Genomic DNA, 20,244 nt, shown 5'->3' with positions numbered 1-20,244 from the left:
TTTAGATTGAGCAATTAACTTTGCTACATTCATTTTCCTATGGGCATCAGCAAACTTACTACAGACAAGGTCAAAGAACGCATGGACATCGAAGAGGTGCTCGGCGATTATCTGCCTATGAAGAAGAAAGGGCAGAATCTCTGGGCCAACTGTCCTTTCCATGGGGAGAAAACGCCTTCTTTCTCGATTTCTCCTGCCAAGCAAATCTATAAATGCTTTGGCTGTGGCAAAGCTGGAGATCCGATCCAGTTTGTGATGGATATCGAGGGAATAGGCTTTCAAGAGGCGATCAAACACATTGCCGGGCGGTACGGGATAGAAGTAGAAGAAGATGAAACCCGGACTCCTGAGCAGAATGAGGCTCAAAATGAACGGGAAAGTTTGCTTATCGCCTTAGGGTTTGCCAGAGACTTTTTTGTGAAAAACCTGCAGACAGCAGAAGGGAAATCCATAGGTCTGAGCTACTTCAAAGAGCGGGGATTTACTCCTGCGATTATCGAAAAATTTGATTTAGGCTATGCACTTGATGGTTGGGATAACTTGCTAAATGCTGCGAAAGCTGCCGGTTTCAAAGAAGAAATCTTACTTAAAGCAGGTTTGATCCTTCAGAAGGAAGGAGATGCTTCCCGTGTTTACGATCGATTCCGAAATCGGGTAATTTTCTCCATTCATAACATTTCTGGTAAGCCGCTGGGTTTTGGCGCGAGAATTCTCACTAAGGATAAGAGTCAACCCAAATACATTAACTCTCCTGAGACACCAGTTTATCATAAAAGTGATGTGCTCTACGGGATGTTTCAGGCAAAAAAGGCAATCCGGGAGAAAGACAATTGCTACCTAGTAGAAGGCTACACTGACGTGGTGAGTCTCCACCTTTCGGGTATTGAAAACGTAGTTGCATCTTCGGGAACCTCGCTTACTGATGGGCAGATCAAATTGATCAAGCGCTTTACCGATCAGGTGACTGTGCTTTACGATGGTGACGCTGCGGGAATCAAAGCTTCACTGCGGGGAATTGACCTGTTGCTGGAGGGAGGCTTGAATGTGAAAGCGGTGGTTTTTCCTGACGGAGAAGATCCGGATAGTTATTCTCGAAAAGTCGGTTCTCAGGCATTCCAAGATTATCTGGAGAACAATAGCCGGGATTTCATCGGCTTTAAAATCGGATTATATAAGGAAGAATTCACCAAAAACCCGATTCGCAAAGCAGAAGTGATCCGCGAGGTAGTTCAAAGTATAGGGAAAATCCCTGATCCGATTATTCGCTCCGTTTATGCCAAAGAAGCTTCAGGTCTTTTAGGGATAGAAGAAGACATCATCCACGCCGAGCTGAACAAGATTCTGCTCAAAGGACAAAAGGAGAATTTCAACAAGCAGAAGGACGACATCTTTGCTGAGCAAGCTGTGGATGAATTGATTCCTGGTGAGACAGCTACTTCTTTTTCTGAAATTCTACGAATCCAAGAGCGGGAGATGATACGTATTTTGGTGAATTATGGCTGGCAAAAATTAGGAGATGAGGAAATGCATCTCTGTCAATATTTGCTTTCTGAAACTGAAGATCTTGATTTCACCACACCTATTTACAACCGGATTTTAGACCTCTATAGAGCTAGTCTTATTCAGGGTGAAATCCCCACTTCTGATTATTTCATTGGGTTAGGAGATCAGGCCATACAACAAGAGGTGATAGATTTGATCACTGTTCGTCATGAAGTGTCGCATCATTGGGCAGATACGCATCAGATAATAATTAACACTGAGTCAGATGATCTCTCCGTTACTGGGTTTAAATCCATATTGAGGTTAAAGCGGAAGATGGTGCAAAAGCTGATGGAAGAGGCGAAGGAAAAAATAAAAAATGCAGAATCAGAGCATCTCGATGAGACTAAAGTTCATGAGTTTCAGGTGATTTATTTTGAACTGAAAAAAGTACAACTGGAAATCGATAAGGAGCTGGGAATAGTCATTGGCTAAACCAAACTTTATTTGGCATCTTCCTGTTTAAGATTTGAAAGCGTGTAAATTTGCCTTTCTTAATACTAATTCAAACACAAATTTCGTGGAAAAATATATTCTGGATCCTATTGAAGATGCTATCGAAGCCATCAAAAATGGACAGGTTATCGTCGTAGTAGATGATGAGGATAGAGAAAATGAAGGTGATTTCGTATGTGCGGCAGAGACTGTGACACCGGAAATCATCAACTTCATGGCGACTCATGGGCGTGGTCTTATCTGTGCACCTTTGATAGAAGATCGATGCGAGCAGCTGGGTTTAGAGTTGATGGTAGGTAATAATACCGCAGCTTTCGAAACACCGTTTACAGTTTCTGTGGATCTGATCGGTCATGGCTGTACTACAGGTATTTCCACCTCAGATAGAGCCAAAACCATCAAAGCACTCGTAGATGATAGTATAGATCCTAGCGAATTAGGAAAGCCGGGCCATATTTTTCCTCTAAAAGCTAAAAGAGGAGGAGTATTGAGAAGAGCAGGACATACCGAAGCGGCGATTGATTTGGCGCGTTTGGCTGGTTTTTCTCCTGCTGGAGTTCTGGTGGAAATCATGAACGAAGATGGAACCATGGCTCGACTACCAGATTTGGTAGAAGTAGCTAAGAAATTCAATTTAAAGTTGATTTCTATCAAAGACCTGATTGCTTATCGGTTAAAACATGAGTCGCTTATCAAGCGTGAAATCGGGGTGGAGCTTCCAACTGATTTTGGAGACTTTGAATTGATCGCATTCCGTCAAACCAATACCCAGGAATTGCACCTGGCATTGATCAAAGGCAAGTGGGAAAAAGATGAGCCTGTCTTAGTTCGGGTTCACTCTTCTTGTATGACAGGCGATATTTTCGGCTCCTGTAGATGTGATTGTGGTCCTCAGCTTCATGCTGCCATGCAGATGGTACAGAAAGAAGGCAAAGGCGTGATCCTTTACATGAATCAGGAAGGTAGAGGAATTGGTTTGATCAATAAACTGAAAGCCTATAAGCTACAGGAAGAAGGGATGGATACCGTTCAGGCAAATCTTGCGTTGGGTCTTCCATCCGATAGTAGAGATTATGGAGTAGGAGCCCAGATATTGAGAGATCTGGAAGTGAGCAAACTGCGTCTGATCTCCAATAATCCTCAAAAGCGAGTAGGTCTATTGGGCTATGGCCTGCAAATCGTAGAGCAAGTTCCCATAGAAATCAGTCCCAACATACACAATGAAAAATATCTCCAGACCAAACGAGATAAGATGGGACACAATATATTAAAGTAAATTGCTGTTCATCTATTGATATTTATCAATATCTGCCAGTCAAAATTAACCTGGTACGATTTATACCGTAAACTCAGCTATGATGGAAACCGTGAAAAAAGCAATATTCTCCCTTAGTTTAGTATTTCTGGTTGTGGTTGCCGCATTTGCACAGAATCAATTTCCTTCTCAGCTGTGGCACAAAGGAAATATCTACACCGCCGACGGACAGGTCTATGGTGGTAAATTGAAGTATGATCTGGATAACAATGTGGTTCAGCTGCAAGATCAAACTATGGAAACTTTTACCTCAACCAATGTCACCTATTTCGAGTTTTTTGACGAAGTGTATGGTGGGGTACGTAAGTTTTACAGTTTGCCTTATGCTTTTGAAAACGATTATGCAACTCCCATTTTTTTCGAGGTTTTGACCGAAGGAGATGAAATCGCCTTGTTGTGCAGGGAATATGTAGCCACCGACTCCAGGGGTATGGGCGGATATGGCATGATGGGCGGCTATGGTATGAACCCTTTTTACGGTCCTCAATCCATGATGATGGGGCAACGTTTAGCCTTTAACTATTACTTTTTGAAAAACGGTAAAATAGAAAAGTACAGCTTGAAGAAAAAAGATCTCTTTGAAATGCTGCCGGGCCATGATGATCAGATTTCACTTTTTATGCGAAAAAATCGTCTCGATTATGATAAAAGAGGAGACCTGTTGCGCATTACAGCCTATTACAACGAATTGAATCAAAACTAAATGTCCAAGCCTTTAATTCTCGTCTCTAATGACGATGGTATCACATCCAAAGGGATTCGAGTCCTCGTATCTGTCATGAAAAAACTGGGCGATGTAGTGGTGGTAGCACCGGATAGTCCGCAATCAGGTATGGGACATGCAATTACAATCGGTGAAACCTTGCGCGTAGAGGAAGTTGAAATCTTTGATGGTGTCAAAGCATACAAGTCTAGCGGCACTCCTGCGGACTGTGTCAAACTGGCGAAGCATTATGTTATGAAGGATAGAAGCCCGGATCTGATAGTCAGCGGAATTAATCACGGTTCGAATACTTCTATTTCTGTTCTTTATTCAGGTACCATGTCCGCAGCGATAGAAGGAGCTATGGAAGGTTATCCTGCCATAGGCTTTAGTCTTTGTGATTTTTCTTCCAAAGCTGATTTCTCGCATGTAGAAGAATGGGTAGAAAAAATAACCCGACAAGTGCTACAGAAAGGGATGACCAAGGGAATTGCTTTGAATGTGAATTTTCCACCGAAACAAAATGAGAAGATCAAAGGGATGAAAATTTGTCGTCAGGCAGATGCTAAATGGCAGGAAGAGTTTGACGAGCGATTTGACCCAAATGGCAGAAAATATCTATGGCTAGCGGGGAATTTTGTAAATTATGATAAGGGTGAGGACAATGACGAGTGGGCCATTGCCAATAATTATGTGTCGATCGTTCCTTGCCAATATGACTTGACAGCACATCATGCCATCACACAATTAAACAAAGATTGGGATTGGGAAGAGCTAAAAAGTTGATAAAAACAGCATTTTTTATTGTTTATTGCATTGTTTTTTAATTAGTTACTTTTATCAGTTCAAAATTAATTAAGCGTTTTGAGACGAATACTATTCTTCTTTTCAATACTGAGCATTTCTTTTGGAGCATTGGCTCAGATTCAGGAAATCGATAGCCTGAAGCGGCAGCTCCCTCTGGCGAATAGAGAGGAAAAACTGGTTATTCTGAATGAGTTGTCCTTCCTGCTTCGTGAAGTAGAACAAAAAGTAGCTTTTGAATATGCCCAAGAAGCTGAGAAACTAGCTCAATCGCTGAAAAATACCTATGAAGAAGCTAGAGCCAAAGAGAATTTAGGCTGGATATATTACCGAAGAGGGCAGTGGCAGAAATCCTTTTCCTATTCAAAGGATGCCTATAAACTCGCTATTGACGGAAATAATTTAGAGGAAGCAGCGAGAGTACTAAATAGTATGGGAGCGCTTTATTATGAGCAGCAAAACTATTCGTTTGCTATAATTCAATTCAAAAAGGCATTCGAAATCAGTGAAAGTGTTGGAGATGTCTATACGATGATACGTAGTCTTAACAACGTAGCAGAGAATTTCTTAAAGCTTAATGAACTGGATTCGGCCTTGTTTTATACATCAAAAGCCAGTGAGGCCAACAGAACTGCGGGTTCTCCCTATCTGCTTTCTTTTTCGAATAGAATAATAGGAGATGTTTACTTCGCTAGAAATCAGCTTGATTCTGCGGAGATAATCTATGAGAAAGCTTTGGAAAATGGTGTGAATCAGGGGATTTCCACTATTGAGGCTAGCCTCTCCTATAGACTTGGAAACACCTACCTCTTAAATGGGAAACAGGAAAATGCTAAGGAAGTATTGCTTAAAGGAATTGAGGTTTCCATCTATCATGGACTGATCGATGAGCTATCTAAAAACCATAAATACCTGGCCGAGTATTACCGGCAAACTGGTGATTACCAGCTGGCATACGAGCAGCAATCCAAGTTTGTAGCCCTGAATGATTCTATGGTGAATAAGTCGAGTAGGGATAGGTTGGCATTGATGCAGGGAATGTTTCAGGATGATTTGGAGCAATCCGAAATGGATTTGTTACTGGCTCAAAATGAAAATCAAGCGACCAGATTGGCACTAAATCGCAAGATAATTTTTCTGGTAAGCACAGGGTCGATTTTGATTTTGGGGCTTATGATTTGGTTGTTTTATTTGAATAGAAAAATCAAAAAATCTAATGCCGACTTGCTTATGCAGAAACAGAAAATCCATAAGCAGAATGAAGACCTAGAAGTTAAGTCACACCAGCTCCAAAAAATAAACCAGACCAAAAATAAACTCTTTTCCATCATTGGTCACGACCTAAGAGGTCCAGTGGGGCAGGTGAAATCCATTGTTGATTCCTTGATCTCCGGTCATCTCACGCAGGAGGAATTTGATGAACTAATCCATCATTTGAAAGTAGATGTAGATTCAGTTTACTTTGCATTGAACAACACCCTTAAGTGGTCTCTGGCTCAAATGGAAGGGTTCAAGCTTCAAAAAGTCAATTTTAACTTGACTCAGCTAGTTGATGAAAATATCAAATTGATTACTCCTAAGCTGAGAGAGAAATCTCTAGAAATAGAATACATATCTGCTTTTACTGATGTACAGGTGTATGCAGATCGGGATTTGATGGAAGTGGTAGTCAGAAATATCCTGAACAATGCAGTAAAATATTCCTCCCCTGATAGTTCTATTCAGTTTTCAATAGTTATGGATAATGAGCTGATTACCTGGTGTGTTCAGGATTATGGTCTTGGAATGGATGAGGAGCAGATTAGTGCCATACTTTCTCCTGACTATGTGATATCTGATTCTAAACTAGGGACTAAAAAAGAAAAAGGTTCTGGTCTTGGATTACAGATCTGTAAGGAATTTACCAGAATGAATGGGGGCGAAATTTTTATAACCAGTCAAAAAGGGCATGGAACTCAGGTTTGTGTAAAAATACCTGCAAGTAAAGTGCTAGTCAGCAATTGAAATGGTGTCGCTGGTAAGAAAACTCTCCATCGGAAGTTCTCTGGAAATTATTCCTAACTCTTTCATCGTATTTATCGATTCAACCAACTGACTTTTTGATATCTTATTATCGACAGCCCATGTGGTTTGGGCAAACCACTCCTTCACATCTTCTTTTTGCAGTTCGTAGGTTTTTGAAATGTCCTCAATAGCCGTTGGACTGGTTTGCAATTTTGCTGATTCCTGATAGACAAGATCTCTAAGCGTAAACAGTGTCTCTCCGAAACCTTCTATTGCCTTTTCCGTAGCAATGATTGCAAAACATGGCCATGGACTTGGAACTTCACCTATTCGCTTCATTTCCTGTGAATCTACCCAGGGTTTGGTCGTATATTTTTCCCATAGAAACATTTCCGGTTTCTCCGGAGTCATCACTTCCAACGCGCCAGGTAGGTTATTGATTACTTTAAATTCTAACCTATCAGATTCCCATCCTTCCCGCTTGGCAAGTACATAGCTCATCAGCTGCGATCCAGATCCCTCTCGGCTGATCAGAAAAGTTGGGGCTGTGATTTCTGAAAGTGAATTTACCGGTGACTCGCCACTGATATGAATTCCCCAGTTCAAGGGAGATATCACATGAAAACCTATCATTTTGGAGGGATTTCCTGCTTCGAAATCCTTCAAAAAACTTTCCGTCAGGACCAAGGCGATATCGGTTTTATCTTCTCTCAGATCCTTGTTCATTTGCCCGGAACCTCTGGATTCGTCTTTCCAGTGAAGCAAAATACCATCCTTTTCGAAAGGCTGGGCAGCTACTACTTTTTTCCAAGGGAAATTAAAATGCTCAGGAACACCGGTGATTCTAAGGGTTTTCATAAATCAGAATTATTGACTCCTCAAAAATAGAAAAGCAAAACCCATCTCAGTAACTGCTGATCAAATATTCCTGAAATTAATCGTGAGTAGCCTGCCTATCAGTGATCAATAAATTACTCAGGCTAGCAAGTATCAAAAGCGTTCCCGCTAAAAGCATGGTGTTGATCACTGCTTCGCCGAATAGCAATTTGTATAGGAAATTTACTCCTCCCAATGCCGCTACTATTTGTGGTATCACGATAAACATGTTGAATATACCCATGAAAACCCCCATTTTTCTAGGATCCACTGAGCTGGAGAGCATCGCATAGGGCATGGAAAGAATACTTGCCCAAGCTATTCCTACCAGTGAAAAACAGATATGCAGCATCCAAGCTTCCTGTATAAAGTAAATCAAAATGAAGCCAAGTCCTCCAGCGAGTAAACTCAGCATATGCAATAGCTTCCTATTGATTTTATACTTACTGGTAAAGAAGGCTAAGACCAACGCGTAAATCATAGACACTAAGCCGTAGGTTCCTAGGTAATTCCCAACACTATCTGCAGCGTCATTATATGCAATGCTAGTGGTGTCAGTAGCTCCGAAAATATGCTCTGTTATCGCTGGAGTGGCAAAACTCCACATGGTGAAAAAGGCAAACCAAGAAAAGAACTGAACCAAGCCTAGCTGCTTCATGACGGCTGGCATAGTTGAAATGTTTCGAACGATTTCCGACAACCCTTTGAAGAAACCCTGGTTCTTCTCGGCCTGGAACTCCTCCATATTTTCTGGAGGATATTCTTCTGTTTTCAATATGGTATAAAGAATAGATGAAAAAAGCACCAATGCGCCTATTCCAAAAGCGTATTTGACAGAATCGGGCACTATCCCGGCAGCAGCAGTATTAGGGACGCCCAGTTGGGTCATAAACCAAGGGAGGTTTGACGCGATCCAAGTTCCAATTCCAATGATCAAAGTTTGTACTACAAAGCCATAGGATCGCTGGGAATCGGGTAGTTTGTCTGCAACGAGCGCTCTAAATGGCTCCATGCTGATATTGATTGAGGCATCAAGGATCCAAAGCGCTCCTGCAGCCATCCAAAGTGCTGAGGAATAGGGAGCCAAGAATAAGGCTATGGTACTGAATACAGCACCAAAGAAGAAGAAAGGTTTTCTCCTTCCAAATTTGGGATGCCAGGTATGGTCACTCAAGTACCCAACAATCGGCTGTACCAACAAACCCGTCAATGGAGCTGCAATCCAAAGGAATGGAATAGCATCTTTCTCAGCGCCTAAGGTTTGAAAAATCCGCGACATGAATCCGCCTTGTAAGGCAAACCCAAATTGAATTCCAAGAAAGCCGAAACTCATGTTCCAGATTTGCCAGAAGCTTAATTCCTTTTTTGTTTGAGCCATTTGGGTTTAAATTAGGCTTAATTGATCGATTTTAATCCTTTGATAATCAATTTTTTATCAGGGTATTTTATGCTGAGATAGGGAAGTGCTTTAATTTCAAAAAACCTAGTTTCATGATCTGGAAGTGGGTCAAATTCAGAAAGTCTTCCCAAAAACGAAAAGTTCTCAAACTTCAGCTTTTCTTGCCTTCCCGCCAGTTCTACCGTCTCATTTGCAAAGCCATGGAAATAGATTTTCATTTCCGAAAAGTCACCCGGGTACTCTCCCGTCGGGGTGTCCATTGTCAGCGTTTCTTGCATGGAATCATAAGATAACATTCGTTTGTGAAACTGCCCTTTTTCAAAATCCCAACTTTCTCCATCATCCTCATAATGGTTGAAACTCCCGTTTTCTTTGCCTGCATATACGTGCACTTGAAGTATGCCATCATGAGGGGCTCCTGTGTGTGGCAAATCAGATTGACAGGTAAAAATACTTCCGCCTTTTACATACACAGGTAAATAGGCTAGAGGGCAATCTTGATAGATCGTATTTTTTCCTGAGTGAAATTCATCCGTAAACAAATAATACCAAGAGGACTCAGGCAGATAAACCTTGGTTATGGCTTTTGTACTTTCTACCGGAGCTACCAGGAAAGTATCACAGAATAGATACTGGTTTTGAAATGCAGACGCATAGATTCTTTCATCCTGAGCAAAGGAAATCGCCAAACTTGATGAGACAGGGAGGCCATTTTGCGTGGACTCCTGCATTTTGCTGTAAATCGTGGGAAGTAATTTGTACCTAAGCTTTAGGTAATTTCTTGAGATCTCTTCTACCTCTTCTCCAAAAGCCCAAGGTTCAGCATCTTTTGAATTGATCATAGAATGGGCTCTATACAGGGGAGTAAACGCACCTATACTCATCCATCTGGCAAAAAGCGACTTGCTTGCTTCTCCAGCAAAACCGCCCACATCAAAGCCAGAAAAAGAGATGCCACTCAGCCCTAAACTGTTAATAAGCCGCACTCCAGCCAGCATATGATGTTCTGTGGACTGATTGTCTCCAGTCCAGGCAGCGGCAAACCGCTGTACACCGGCAAAACCAGATCTAGTTAGTACAAAAGGTCTTTTCTCAGGATTCTGAAGTAAAGCACCTTCCTGGGCAGCTCTGGCCATTTGCATTCCATAGACATTTCTGGCTTTTCTATGAGATGCTGGATTTCCATCTACATCAAATTCTATAAGGTTTGGTGTAAATTGCCCCCAGGATGCTGGTTCGTTCATATCTGCCCAATAGCCATCTACGCCTGTCTGAGCGTAAAACTCCATTTTTTCACCCCACCAGGTTCTTGTTTTCTCTTTAGTGAAATCAGGAAAAGCACACCAGCCTGGCCAAACTTGAGCAATATAGTCTTTGCCATCCGGATATTTGACGAATAAATCTTCGGATTTACCTTCTTCATAGGGTAGGTATCCAGGCTCTTTTTTGATTCCAGGGTCCATGATGACTACCACCCGAAATCCAAGCTCCTTCAGTCTGGCAATCATGCTCTTTGGATCAGGGAATTTTTTACCATCAAAGGTAAATACCTTGTAATGCGACATATGGTGGATATCCAGGTAGATCACATCTGCAGGGATATCTTTATCGCGAAAGGTATTTGCCAGAGCAAAAACTTCCTTGTCCGGATAATAGGAATAGCGGCACTGCTGAAAACCCAAAGCCCATTTGGGAGGCATCTTCATTCTTCCCGTCAGAGAAGTGTAGCTGCTGATGATTTCTGCCACAGAAGGAGCATGGATGAAGTAATAGTCCATATCACCATCTTCCGCATTGAAATAGACAAAGCGGTCTGTGGAGGCTCCAAAATTGAAGACGGTTTTATGTGAATTGTCAAAATAAATCCCATAAGAGCCTTTTGTGTGTGTTCCTATGTAAAATGGTATGCTCATGTACAATGGGTCATCTGCGATTCCATAGGCGAAATAGTCAGTGTTCCAGTTTACGTAGGCACTCCCAAATCGATTTAGGTTACCGGTTTTTTCACCCAGCCCAATGAACTTTTCGTTGGGTTGAATTTCTTTATAGCAAGTTACTTCTGTTCCTATCCAGGAAATCCCCAAAGAATCATCTTTATTGAGCAGATTGCCTTTTGAATCAAAGAATGAACAAACTCCATTAGAAAGATCAAATTGCAAATGAATCAATGTTGATTTAATATGGATTTTTTGATCTATTTCTTCTATTGACAGATCCACCGTTTCAGTTCCGCTGATTACTGAATAAGGATTAGAATCGAAAGACTCATTTCTTGAGGATTGAACCCGCACCATTCCATCTTTTACAACAGTTATTTTGATTTGTGCGATTTCATTTTGAGCAATAATTCCCTGATCGACTTGTTTCCAGTTTACTAGATTTCCAATGGAAATGTATCGGGAGTTAGGTTGAGGAGACGCGGGTTCTGGGAGATTTTGGGACATAAAAGATTTTCACTTAAGCTGCTAAAGCGCACCTAAATTAGAATCAAAACTCAATCATAAAAAAATCGAAAGTGCCTGAATCATAGGATTTCAAAGGCTGCTAAAATTAGGATTGTGCCTTAGAATGAAATTTAGCCCTATTCAAACGTTTGCACTTTTTGACTAAAAATCTTGATCTTTTTTTTAAAATCTCTTCGAAGAATCTCTGTCCATCAGCTTTGTTTCTAAAACCAGAGATTTCTCCATGGTTTCTGGATCTATTTTTTTCTCAATGATATCAAGCAAAATCTCGGTGGCTTTTGCACCCATCAAGGTTCCAGGTTGCGCCACTGAGGAGAGTTTTGGTTCTAGCATGGAGCAAAATTGCCAGTCGCTGAATCCTACAATACCCACGTCAAGGGGGATTTTCAGTCCGGCATCTCTGCACGCCATCATAGCACCTACAGCTCCGATATCGTTGCAGGCAAAAAATGCGTCAGGATTAACCGCAGATGAGGAAAGTAGCTCTGAAACTAGTTTCTGACTTTCTTCTACAGTGCCTAGTGGACAAGGGATGATGTGATCTGGATGGACGGGTAGCCCATTCTTTTCCAAAGCAGCTTTATAGCCATTTGCACGATCTCTGGTGATTTTTAGAGAAGGAGGGCCAGCTAGGTGGACGATATTTTTGTAGCCTTGGCTGATTAGATGAGTAGTAGCATCGAAAGCTCCTTGGTAATCATCTACCATTACATTTATAGCTCCCGGGATTTGTGGCGCTCTGTCAAAAAAGACAATCGGGAACCCCTGATCCAGAACCCTCGTGAAGTGTTCAAACGTATTGGTTTCCTTCGAATAACTTACCAAAACCCCATCAATTTGATTGGAAAGCATAGTTTCTATACTGGAGATTTCCCGTTCCAATTTTTCGTTGGACTGGACCAAAATCACGTTATATCCTCTGGATTGTGCGACTTCCTCGATTCCGCTTACGACGGTGGAAAAGAAGAAATGAACTACCTCAGGTATGATCACACCTATGGTGAAGGATCTGCTTTTGCGTAAGGAGAGCGCAATTGCATTGGGGCGATAATTCATTTTCTCAGCCATTTCCTTCACCTTTCGCTTAGTTTCATCGCTGATTCCAGGGTAATCTTTGAGGGCACGGGAGATCGTAGAGGCCGAAAGGTTGAGTTCGCGCGCTATGTCTTTTATGGTGGCTTGTCCTAATTTCATAATATTAAACTATCTCAAGAAATTATTGTAACGCAGTCGTTTATAAAGTCTGTAGTTAGCAATCTATTCAATTTTGAAGTTAAAACTTGTAGGAAGTGTTTTTATCTTCTTAGTTTTTGATAATATCTTCATTTTGGTTAAACAGAGGTAAATAGAACTGTGATGACGTTAACTTAACCATACATCGGGTTTCTTTTTCATTGGTCAGAATTTTGAAAAAGCCGCTGCCTGGATATTGCTATAATATTTTGTGAGCTCCAACCCTAAAGAAATCCCACCGGGTTCAGCAATTAGATCACCCTGTTTACACTAATTCCCAGTTGATGATCAAGCTTCTGAATCACCTATTAGCTGTCCTCTGTGTCCTCAGTGTTATTCTCCGTGAGCTTTGTGGTTTGGAAAATGACCACCATGGTTAAATCTGTACAAAATAAAATCCCTCCAGTTTTCACCGGAGGGATTCTGATTTATTGTAATCTACTGAGTTTAGTCAGCCAAGTATTTTATCACTGGAGTATAATCCATATCAAATGCTTCTGCTACTGCCTGATACACAATGTCACCATTGATGATATTCAAGCCTGGAACCAGATCAGGATTGTCCTGAGCGGCTTTCTTCCAGCCTTTATCCGCGAGTTGCATAGCGTAAGGAAGAGTTGCATTGGTCAATGCCAACGTAGAGGTGTAAGGTACAGCGCCAGGCATATTGGCTACGCAATAGTGAACCACATCGTCGATTACGAAAGTAGGATCCTGATGCGTAGTAGGCTTACATGTCTCTATACATCCACCTTGATCTACTGCCACATCTACGAGCACAGTTCCAGGAAGCATATCTTTCAACATATCACGCGTGATCAAGTGCGGCGCTTTTGCACCCGGAATCAATACTGCACCGATGATCAGATCATGGTTTTGGATTAGTTTTCTGATGTTGTATTCATTAGACATCATGGTGTTCACGTTTGCTGGCATCACGTCAGCCAAATAGCGTAAACGCGGTAAGTTGACATCCATGATAGTCACGTCAGCTCCCAGGCCAGCAGCCATCCATGCAGCTTGTGTTCCTACGATACCACCTCCAAGAATCAATACCTTTGCTGGAAGTACACCTGGTACTCCACCAAGAAGAATACCTCTTCCGCCAAGTGGTTTCTCTAGGTAGTTTGCGCCTTTCTGTACAGCCATTCTACCTGCCACTTCAGACATCGGAACCAAAAGTGGAAGACTTCTATCAGATTTCTCTACCGTTTCGTAGGCAAGACAGATAGATTTGCTTTCTACCATCGCCTTAGTCAAAGGTTCATAAGAAGCAAAGTGAAAATAGGTAAACAACAATTGATCTTCTTTAATCAGCTTGTATTCCGCCTCAATAGGTTCTTTTACCTTCATAATCATCTCAGCGATCTCATAGGTCGCTTCGATAGTTGGGAGGATAGTTGCTCCAGCTTCGGCATAAGCCTCGTCCAGGAAACCACTACCTTCTCCAGCGGTGTGCTGAACGTAAACAGAATGACCTCTTTTTACCAATTCTTTTGCACCGGCAGGAGTAAGCGCTACCCGGTTTTCATTGTTTTTGATTTCCTTAGGAACACCTATAATCATGACTTCAAATTTTGGATTTAAATAAACTTGCGCACAAATATAAGAACTGAGTTGCTATCAAGTTGCACGATAAAGAATAGTATTTGGTATGCTTTTGAAAATAATTGAAATTCAAAATTATGTTCCGTTTATACTTTTAATCATTAAATTTATTTTAAAATATGATTTTTAAGCATTTAAAATTTTGACCTGATTTTTTTGCTAAATGCTTGGTTTATAGCCTACAGTGCTTTAGGTTATATTATTACTAATAATGGATATTGTTGTTTTTTCGAAATTAAATTTTGTTTTGATTCTTTATTTTGACCTGCTTCAAAATTTTTGATGGAAAAATTCTAATAATGAAATTTGCATAGAAAATGGATTTGGCTATTTTTGAAGGATTCAAAAAATCAACCAAGCAAAACCCAGATAACTTTAGTAAATTAACCCTTATGTCAGAAGTTCAATCAGTTCCCCAAAACCTGAATTCACCGAACCTTTCTAAAGATGCTATACTCGAAGACTTTCGGGTTGCTTTGATCAGTAGGCATGCTTCATTGATGGGTAGGAAAGAGGTTTTTATGGGGAAAGCGAAGTTCGGGATTTTTGGAGATGGCAAGGAACTGGCGCAAATAGCCATGGCTAGGGCTTTCCAACTTGGAGATTTCCGCTCAGGATACTACAGAGACCAGACATTCATGCTGGCAATCGGTGAATTGACGGTTCAGCAATATTTTTCACAGTTGTACGCTCACACCAATGTGGAGCAAGAGCCTGCCAGTGCAGGGCGATTGATGAATGGCCACTTCGCTACCCGTTCTATTAATGAGGATGGAAGCTGGAAAGACCTGACTAAAATGTATAATTCAGCTGCCGATATTTCGCCAACAGCTGCCCAAATGCCTAAGCTTCTGGGGTTGGCTTACGCCTCCAAACTGTATCGGGAAAACAAGGGATTGAAGGAAATGACTAAGTTTTCGGTCAACGGAAATGAAGTTGCCTGGGGAACTATAGGAAATGCATCCACTTCAGAAGGGATGTTTTTTGAATCTATCAATGCTGCCGGCGTTTTGCAGGTGCCGATGGTGATTTCCGTTTGGGATGACGGTTATGGGATTTCTGTTCCAAATGAATTTCATACCACTAAGGGTAGTATTTCGGAGGTTTTAGCGGGATTTGAGCGAACTGATTCCCAGAAGGGAATTGAGATAATCAAGGTGAAAGGCTGGGATTATGAAGAACTCCTGAATGCCTATGTGGAAGCTGGTGAGCTGGCTAGAACCTCCCATGTTCCAGTGTTGATACATGTGCTGGAAATGACCCAGCCTCAAGGTCACTCTACCTCTGGGTCGCATGAGCGATACAAGGATAAAAAGCGACTTCAGTGGGAGAAGGACTGGGATTGTATTTCGAAATTCAGAGAATATATACTGAGCAATAAAATTGCTAATGCCGATACCTTGGATAAGATAGAGGCTGAAGCCAAAGCGCAGGTGAAGCAAGAAAAGGAAGCCGCCTGGGCAAGTTTTTCCAATGAAATCAAAACGGAATTAAATGAAGTTGTGACACTTCTCCGGGAAGCGGCGCAGCATAGTACAAGAAAGGTGCTTATCGATCAACTGGCGGAGGAGCTTTCCAAAACGATCAATCCTATACGAAAGGATGTGGTGATGGCTGTCAGAAAAGCGCTTTTGACGTTGAGACTGGATAGTTCTGCTGCGAAGTCAGGCTTAAAAAACTGGTTTTCAAAGCAGTCTGATTTGAATTTCGATAGATACAACAGCCATCTTTACAGTCATTCCAAATGGAGTGTGCTGAACGTGGAGGAAGTGCCTGCCAAGTTTAATGATAAATCTCCTTTAGTAGATGGGAGAGAAGTGTTACAATCCTATTTTGACCTGACGCTGCAGAAAGATCCCCGCTTTTTTACCTTCGGTGAAGATGTGGGTAAAATAGGAGACGTAAATCAGGCATTCGCAGGCTTACAGGCTAAGCATGGGGAGCTGCGCGTCGCTGATACGGGTATTAGAGAATGTACAATTATAGGACAGGGTATAGGTACAGCATTGAGAGGCTTGAGACCGCTGGCAGAGATTCAATACCTGGATTACTTGCTCTATGGTCTTCAGATGCTTTCGGATGATGTAGCCTGCCTGAATTACCGAACCAAAGGAGGTCAAAAGGTTCCTATGATCGTGCGTACGCGTGGACATAGATTGGAAGGAGTTTGGCACTCAGGTTCTCCTATGGGAATGATCCTTTCCTCACTGCGGGGAATGGTAGTTTGTGTGCCTAGGGACATGACTCAGGCAGCAGGAATGTATAATGCACTTCTGAAATCTGACGAACCGGCAATCGTCATTGAATGCTTGAACGGGTACAGATTAAAAGAGAAAATGCCTGAAAACTTAGGCGAATATACCGTTCCACTAGGTAAACCAGAAGTTTTGAGAGAGGGTACTGATGTAACCTTAGTAACCTATGGTTCCATGTGTAGAATTGTTTTAGAAGCCGCTACCGACTTAGCGGAGATGGGAATTGAGATTGAAGTTATTGATGTGCAAACGCTACTTCCTTTTGACGTACACGGAATTATCGGTGAGTCTATCAAGAAGACCAATAGAGTGATATTTGCCGATGAGGATGTGCCAGGTGCAGGTTCTGCATTTATGCTTCAGCAGGTAATCGAAGGGCAGGATGTGTTTAAATTCCTGGATTCCGAACCTCAGACGATAGTTGCCAAAGCACATAGACCAGCATACTCATCTGATGGGGATTACTTCTCCAAGCCAAGTGTGGATGACGTAGTAGAAAAAGTATATGCCATGATGTCTGAAGTGAACCCTAAAAAATATCCAGCTATCTAATAGATAATCAATTATTTATAGTCAAGCCATTCGATTTTCCGAATGGCTTTTTTTATTAGTTGAGCCTTGCTGTGCACACCTTATGCAAGCCAGTCCAATCAGTGCAAATCAGGTAATTTTAAGGTTGGCGAGTGGTCATTTCATGTGTTTATAATTTTTTATTAAGGTCATCCCGAATAGTCGGGACAGGCTATGGAATCTTCGCATGAATTATAATCATTCCTATGTGTGTCGCTTCGGGTCATGCTTGATTTCATCTGTTTTTTTTCCTGAATTCTCGTGGCGTACAACCTGTGATCTTCAGAAATGCGGAATTAAATCTACTGATTGATTGAAAACCGCAATTGAAAGCCAATTTGGTGATAGGAAGATCTGATGTCATTAATTCCCGCTGGGCATGGGAAATGCGTTCTTCGGTGATATATTCACTTAGGGTAGTGCCAAAAGTTTTCTTGAAAATGGAATTTGCATGGTCAGGATGCAGACCCATCGCCTGGCCAATTTCTGATACTCTAATGGGCTCGCTATAATTCTGGGCAATAAACATCGCGATTTTTTCCACTTGGTTACTTTCTTTGATAGGGGTAGCTGAGATGCTTTCTGAGACATCAGGTGCAAATTCACTAGCCATTCTATTTACCCGAGCCTGAATCTCCAACAAGGCAATTTTCGGGTTTTTCTCTTCCTGAAAATCACTGAGCCAGCGTTTGAAATTAAATTCATCAATAGAGGAATAGGTGGGGTTCGTCTCCGCTATAATTTGTCCACTCAGAATTTTCTCTAGAAAGCTTGGCGCTAGCTTCCATTCCAAAAAAACAGAAAAGGGTACAGTGCAGACATAATATGGATTCGTAGATTCAAAGCCTACGATTTGATGCGGTGTCAATGCCCAAAAAAGCGTGAATCGATTGGCCGGCATCTCGATTTTCCTTCCTTGAAATAAATAGGTGATACCTTTTTCGGGGAAAAAATTGATTTCGATTTCATTGTGCCGATCTGGTCTGTGCATCAGACTTGGAACCCACATTTCACAGGAAAAACCATAAGGCTTAAAAACATTTCTTTTTTCATCAAAACGCTTGTTCATCTCGGAATTCGATAAGTTTTGAAAGGAATATAGGTGGTTTTTGTTTTATTACGAGGGTAATTTTGTAATGTAACCTAACCCAAAATTAATCAGCTTGAACTATGTACAGGATTTTATCTCTTTCCTTTTTCGCATTTCTTTCACTTACCGGATTTGCACAGCAAAGCAAGAATGGACAAACACTTAAGCCTAGAATAGTTGTATTGACCGATGTGTCCACCTGGGAAACGGATGACAGTGAATCCCTCGTTCGCCTGATGGCCCATGCAGATCTCTTTGAGATTGAAGCCCTGATTTTCACCACAGGGTGGAGTTTGGATAAAACCCGTGAGGACTTTATGGGGCTCATTCATGCAGCGATAGATGCCTATGAAAAGGATTTGCCTAACCTTCAAAAACGCTCCAACCAGCAGCAATTCAATGCAGTTGAGTCCCGGCAGACTATAGGCTATTGGCCAAGTCCTGACTATCTGAGGAGTGTGACCATGTTTGGCAGTGAAAACCGAGGGTTGGAATTTCTAGGTGAAGGCAACGAATCGGCAGGGAGTGATTTTATCATCCAACTGGCAGACCAAAAAGACGATAGACCGCTGTGGATTACGATTTGGGGTGGTGGAAATACCCTGGCTCAGGCTATCTGGGATGTGAAGCAAAATCGATCGGAAGCTGAGCTAAAGAAATTTCTCCACAAAATCCCAACCTATGCCATCACTGATCAGGACCGGGATCAAAAAACTCCATACGATATCAGCTCTCATTACTGGATGAGAAAAGAGTTTGCAGAGGACCTGCTGTTTATCTGGGATGAGTCGGCCTGGATATTTCAAAATGGTACAGGCAAGCGAAATTGGGAAGCCTATGTGGAGCATATTCAGGGACATGGGGCGTTGGGAGCAGTCTATCCCAAATACAAATATGGCGTGGAAGGAGATACGCCGGCGTTCTTGCATCTGATGCCAAATGGACTGAATGATCCTATGTTTCCTAATCAGGTAAGTTGGGGAGGATATTCTGTTTTTCAGTTGACAGAAGATAAGGTGACTTCTTCTTATTCCAATTTCAATTCTCCAGCGGCGGATATTTCAAGGAAATACCTGGAGCATTTCTATCCTGCCACTTTCAATAATTTCGCAGCCCGTATGGATTGGGCAAAGGAAGGAAAAGGTAACCGGAATCCTCTTGTTTCCATCAATGGAGACAAAGGGATCAGTCCATTTATAATTGAGGGCAAAGCCGGGGAAAAGATCAAACTGGATGCTTCAAAATCAAATGATCCGGATAAGGATGGCTTAAACTATAAATGGTGGGTAATTCCCGAGGCAGGAACCTATACCGGGAATATTGAAATAGCAGACAGTGAATCAGGCATTGCCACGGTCCATGTTCCTTCGGATGCTGTGGGAAAGGAGTTTCATGTTATTTGCGAGGTTAGCGATGACGGGATCCCAAACTTAACCAGCTATCGTAGAGTGATTTTCAAGCCTTAATATACTACACTGTTTGAAATTATTTATTTGATTTTTAGAGGTTTAAATGACTTTCTAAGTACCAATGAAGTGTCATTTTAGTTGTTATGTTGTAGTGTAATAGTGAGTAGTTGAAAAAACAGCCTCAAAAACCTTTGATTTTTGGGGCTTTTTCATGCCATTTTCATAAGCTCCAATTAAGGCTTTATGGCATTTTGTGTGTAAATCGTGTGAAAATGAAAAAAGCACTTAGCGAATATTTGCGCTAAGTGCTTGATTTACAATGTGGACGCAGAAAGAGTCTTTTCGAACTATTTAAAAGAGGATATATGGGTATTGTTACGTTTTATGGATGATTTGGAGACTATTAAAGTAGGTTGAAAGTCCTGTTTTAAGCATTCTGATTATACTCTTAAGATCAATATATTGCCATAGACAACTATAAAAATATTTTTTTTATGTGTTTAGCTAGGTGGAGT

General features: G+C 41.5%; 13 protein-coding genes. 7 read left to right on the top strand and 6 right to left on the bottom strand.

The window, feature by feature from the left end:
* Positions 1 to 39 precede the first annotated feature (39 nt).
* The 5 genes from dnaG (at position 40) to BM386_RS09225 (ending at position 6,824) form a co-directional block, all read left to right on the top strand.
* Positions 40 to 1,977 carry a DNA primase gene (dnaG, locus tag BM386_RS09245; protein ID WP_091692972.1) on the top strand — a complete coding sequence of 646 codons (1,938 nt, stop codon included), beginning with the start codon at positions 40 to 42 and terminating at the stop codon, positions 1,975 to 1,977.
* A gap of 85 nt (positions 1,978 to 2,062) precedes the next feature.
* Positions 2,063 to 3,274, top strand: coding sequence for a bifunctional 3,4-dihydroxy-2-butanone-4-phosphate synthase/GTP cyclohydrolase II (locus BM386_RS09240; protein ID WP_091692970.1), 1,212 nt, complete (start codon positions 2,063 to 2,065; stop codon positions 3,272 to 3,274).
* An 82-nt stretch (positions 3,275 to 3,356) separates the two neighbouring features.
* Entirely contained in the window at positions 3,357 to 4,016 is a 660-nt protein-coding gene (locus tag BM386_RS09235; protein WP_342029140.1) for a hypothetical protein, read from the top strand.
* On the top strand, positions 4,017 to 4,802 hold the full coding sequence (gene surE / locus BM386_RS09230) for a 5'/3'-nucleotidase SurE (RefSeq protein ID WP_091692966.1): 786 nt from the start codon (positions 4,017 to 4,019) through the stop codon (positions 4,800 to 4,802).
* Positions 4,803 to 4,880: 78 nt separating this feature from the next.
* Entirely contained in the window at positions 4,881 to 6,824 is a 1,944-nt protein-coding gene (locus BM386_RS09225) for a tetratricopeptide repeat-containing sensor histidine kinase (protein WP_139235878.1), read from the top strand.
* Here the strand turns inward: BM386_RS09225 and BM386_RS09220 are convergent.
* The 5 genes from BM386_RS09220 to ald form a co-directional block, all read right to left on the bottom strand.
* Entirely contained in the window at positions 6,810 to 7,682 is an 873-nt protein-coding gene (locus tag BM386_RS09220) for a type 2 periplasmic-binding domain-containing protein (protein ID WP_091692962.1), read from the bottom strand. The genes BM386_RS09225 and BM386_RS09220 overlap by 15 nt on opposite strands.
* Positions 7,683 to 7,758: 76 nt before the next feature.
* The gene (locus tag BM386_RS09215) at positions 7,759 to 9,078 is read right to left on the bottom strand and encodes an MFS transporter (protein ID WP_244545492.1); all 1,320 of its coding nucleotides are present in this window, start codon (positions 9,076 to 9,078) and stop codon (positions 7,759 to 7,761) included.
* A 17-nt stretch (positions 9,079 to 9,095) separates the two neighbouring features.
* On the bottom strand, positions 9,096 to 11,543 hold the full coding sequence (locus BM386_RS09210) for a glycoside hydrolase family 31 protein (protein WP_091692961.1): 2,448 nt from the start codon (positions 11,541 to 11,543) through the stop codon (positions 9,096 to 9,098).
* A gap of 183 nt (positions 11,544 to 11,726) precedes the next feature.
* Positions 11,727 to 12,758, bottom strand: a complete 1,032-nt coding sequence (locus tag BM386_RS09205) for a LacI family DNA-binding transcriptional regulator (protein WP_091692959.1) — start codon at positions 12,756 to 12,758, stop codon at positions 11,727 to 11,729.
* A gap of 486 nt (positions 12,759 to 13,244) precedes the next feature.
* Positions 13,245 to 14,363 carry an alanine dehydrogenase gene (gene ald / locus BM386_RS09200; RefSeq protein WP_091692958.1) on the bottom strand — a complete coding sequence of 373 codons (1,119 nt, stop codon included), beginning with the start codon at positions 14,361 to 14,363 and terminating at the stop codon, positions 13,245 to 13,247.
* Positions 14,364 to 14,797: 434 nt separating this feature from the next.
* Here ald and BM386_RS09195 point away from each other — a divergent pair, with 434 nt between their 5' ends.
* The gene (locus BM386_RS09195) at positions 14,798 to 17,212 is read left to right on the top strand and encodes an alpha-ketoacid dehydrogenase subunit alpha/beta (RefSeq protein ID WP_091694413.1); all 2,415 of its coding nucleotides are present in this window, start codon (positions 14,798 to 14,800) and stop codon (positions 17,210 to 17,212) included.
* A 253-nt stretch (positions 17,213 to 17,465) separates the two neighbouring features.
* On the opposite strand, the gene BM386_RS09190 is transcribed toward BM386_RS09195, so the two are convergent.
* A complete protein-coding gene (locus BM386_RS09190) occupies positions 17,466 to 18,299 on the bottom strand; it encodes a helix-turn-helix domain-containing protein (protein ID WP_091692956.1) in 834 nt (277 codons plus the stop codon).
* Between the two features lie 101 nt (positions 18,300 to 18,400).
* Between BM386_RS09190 and BM386_RS09185 the strand changes: the two genes are divergently transcribed.
* Entirely contained in the window at positions 18,401 to 19,786 is a 1,386-nt protein-coding gene (locus BM386_RS09185) for a DUF1593 domain-containing protein (RefSeq protein ID WP_091692954.1), read from the top strand.
* The last annotated feature ends 458 nt before the right edge of the window (positions 19,787 to 20,244 follow it).

It is taken from the genome of Algoriphagus locisalis (genome assembly GCF_900116615.1).
Lineage (GTDB): Bacteria > Bacteroidota > Bacteroidia > Cytophagales > Cyclobacteriaceae > Algoriphagus > Algoriphagus locisalis.
Note: the sequence above shows the minus strand (reverse complement) of the source record. Positions and strands in the feature narration are given on the sequence as shown.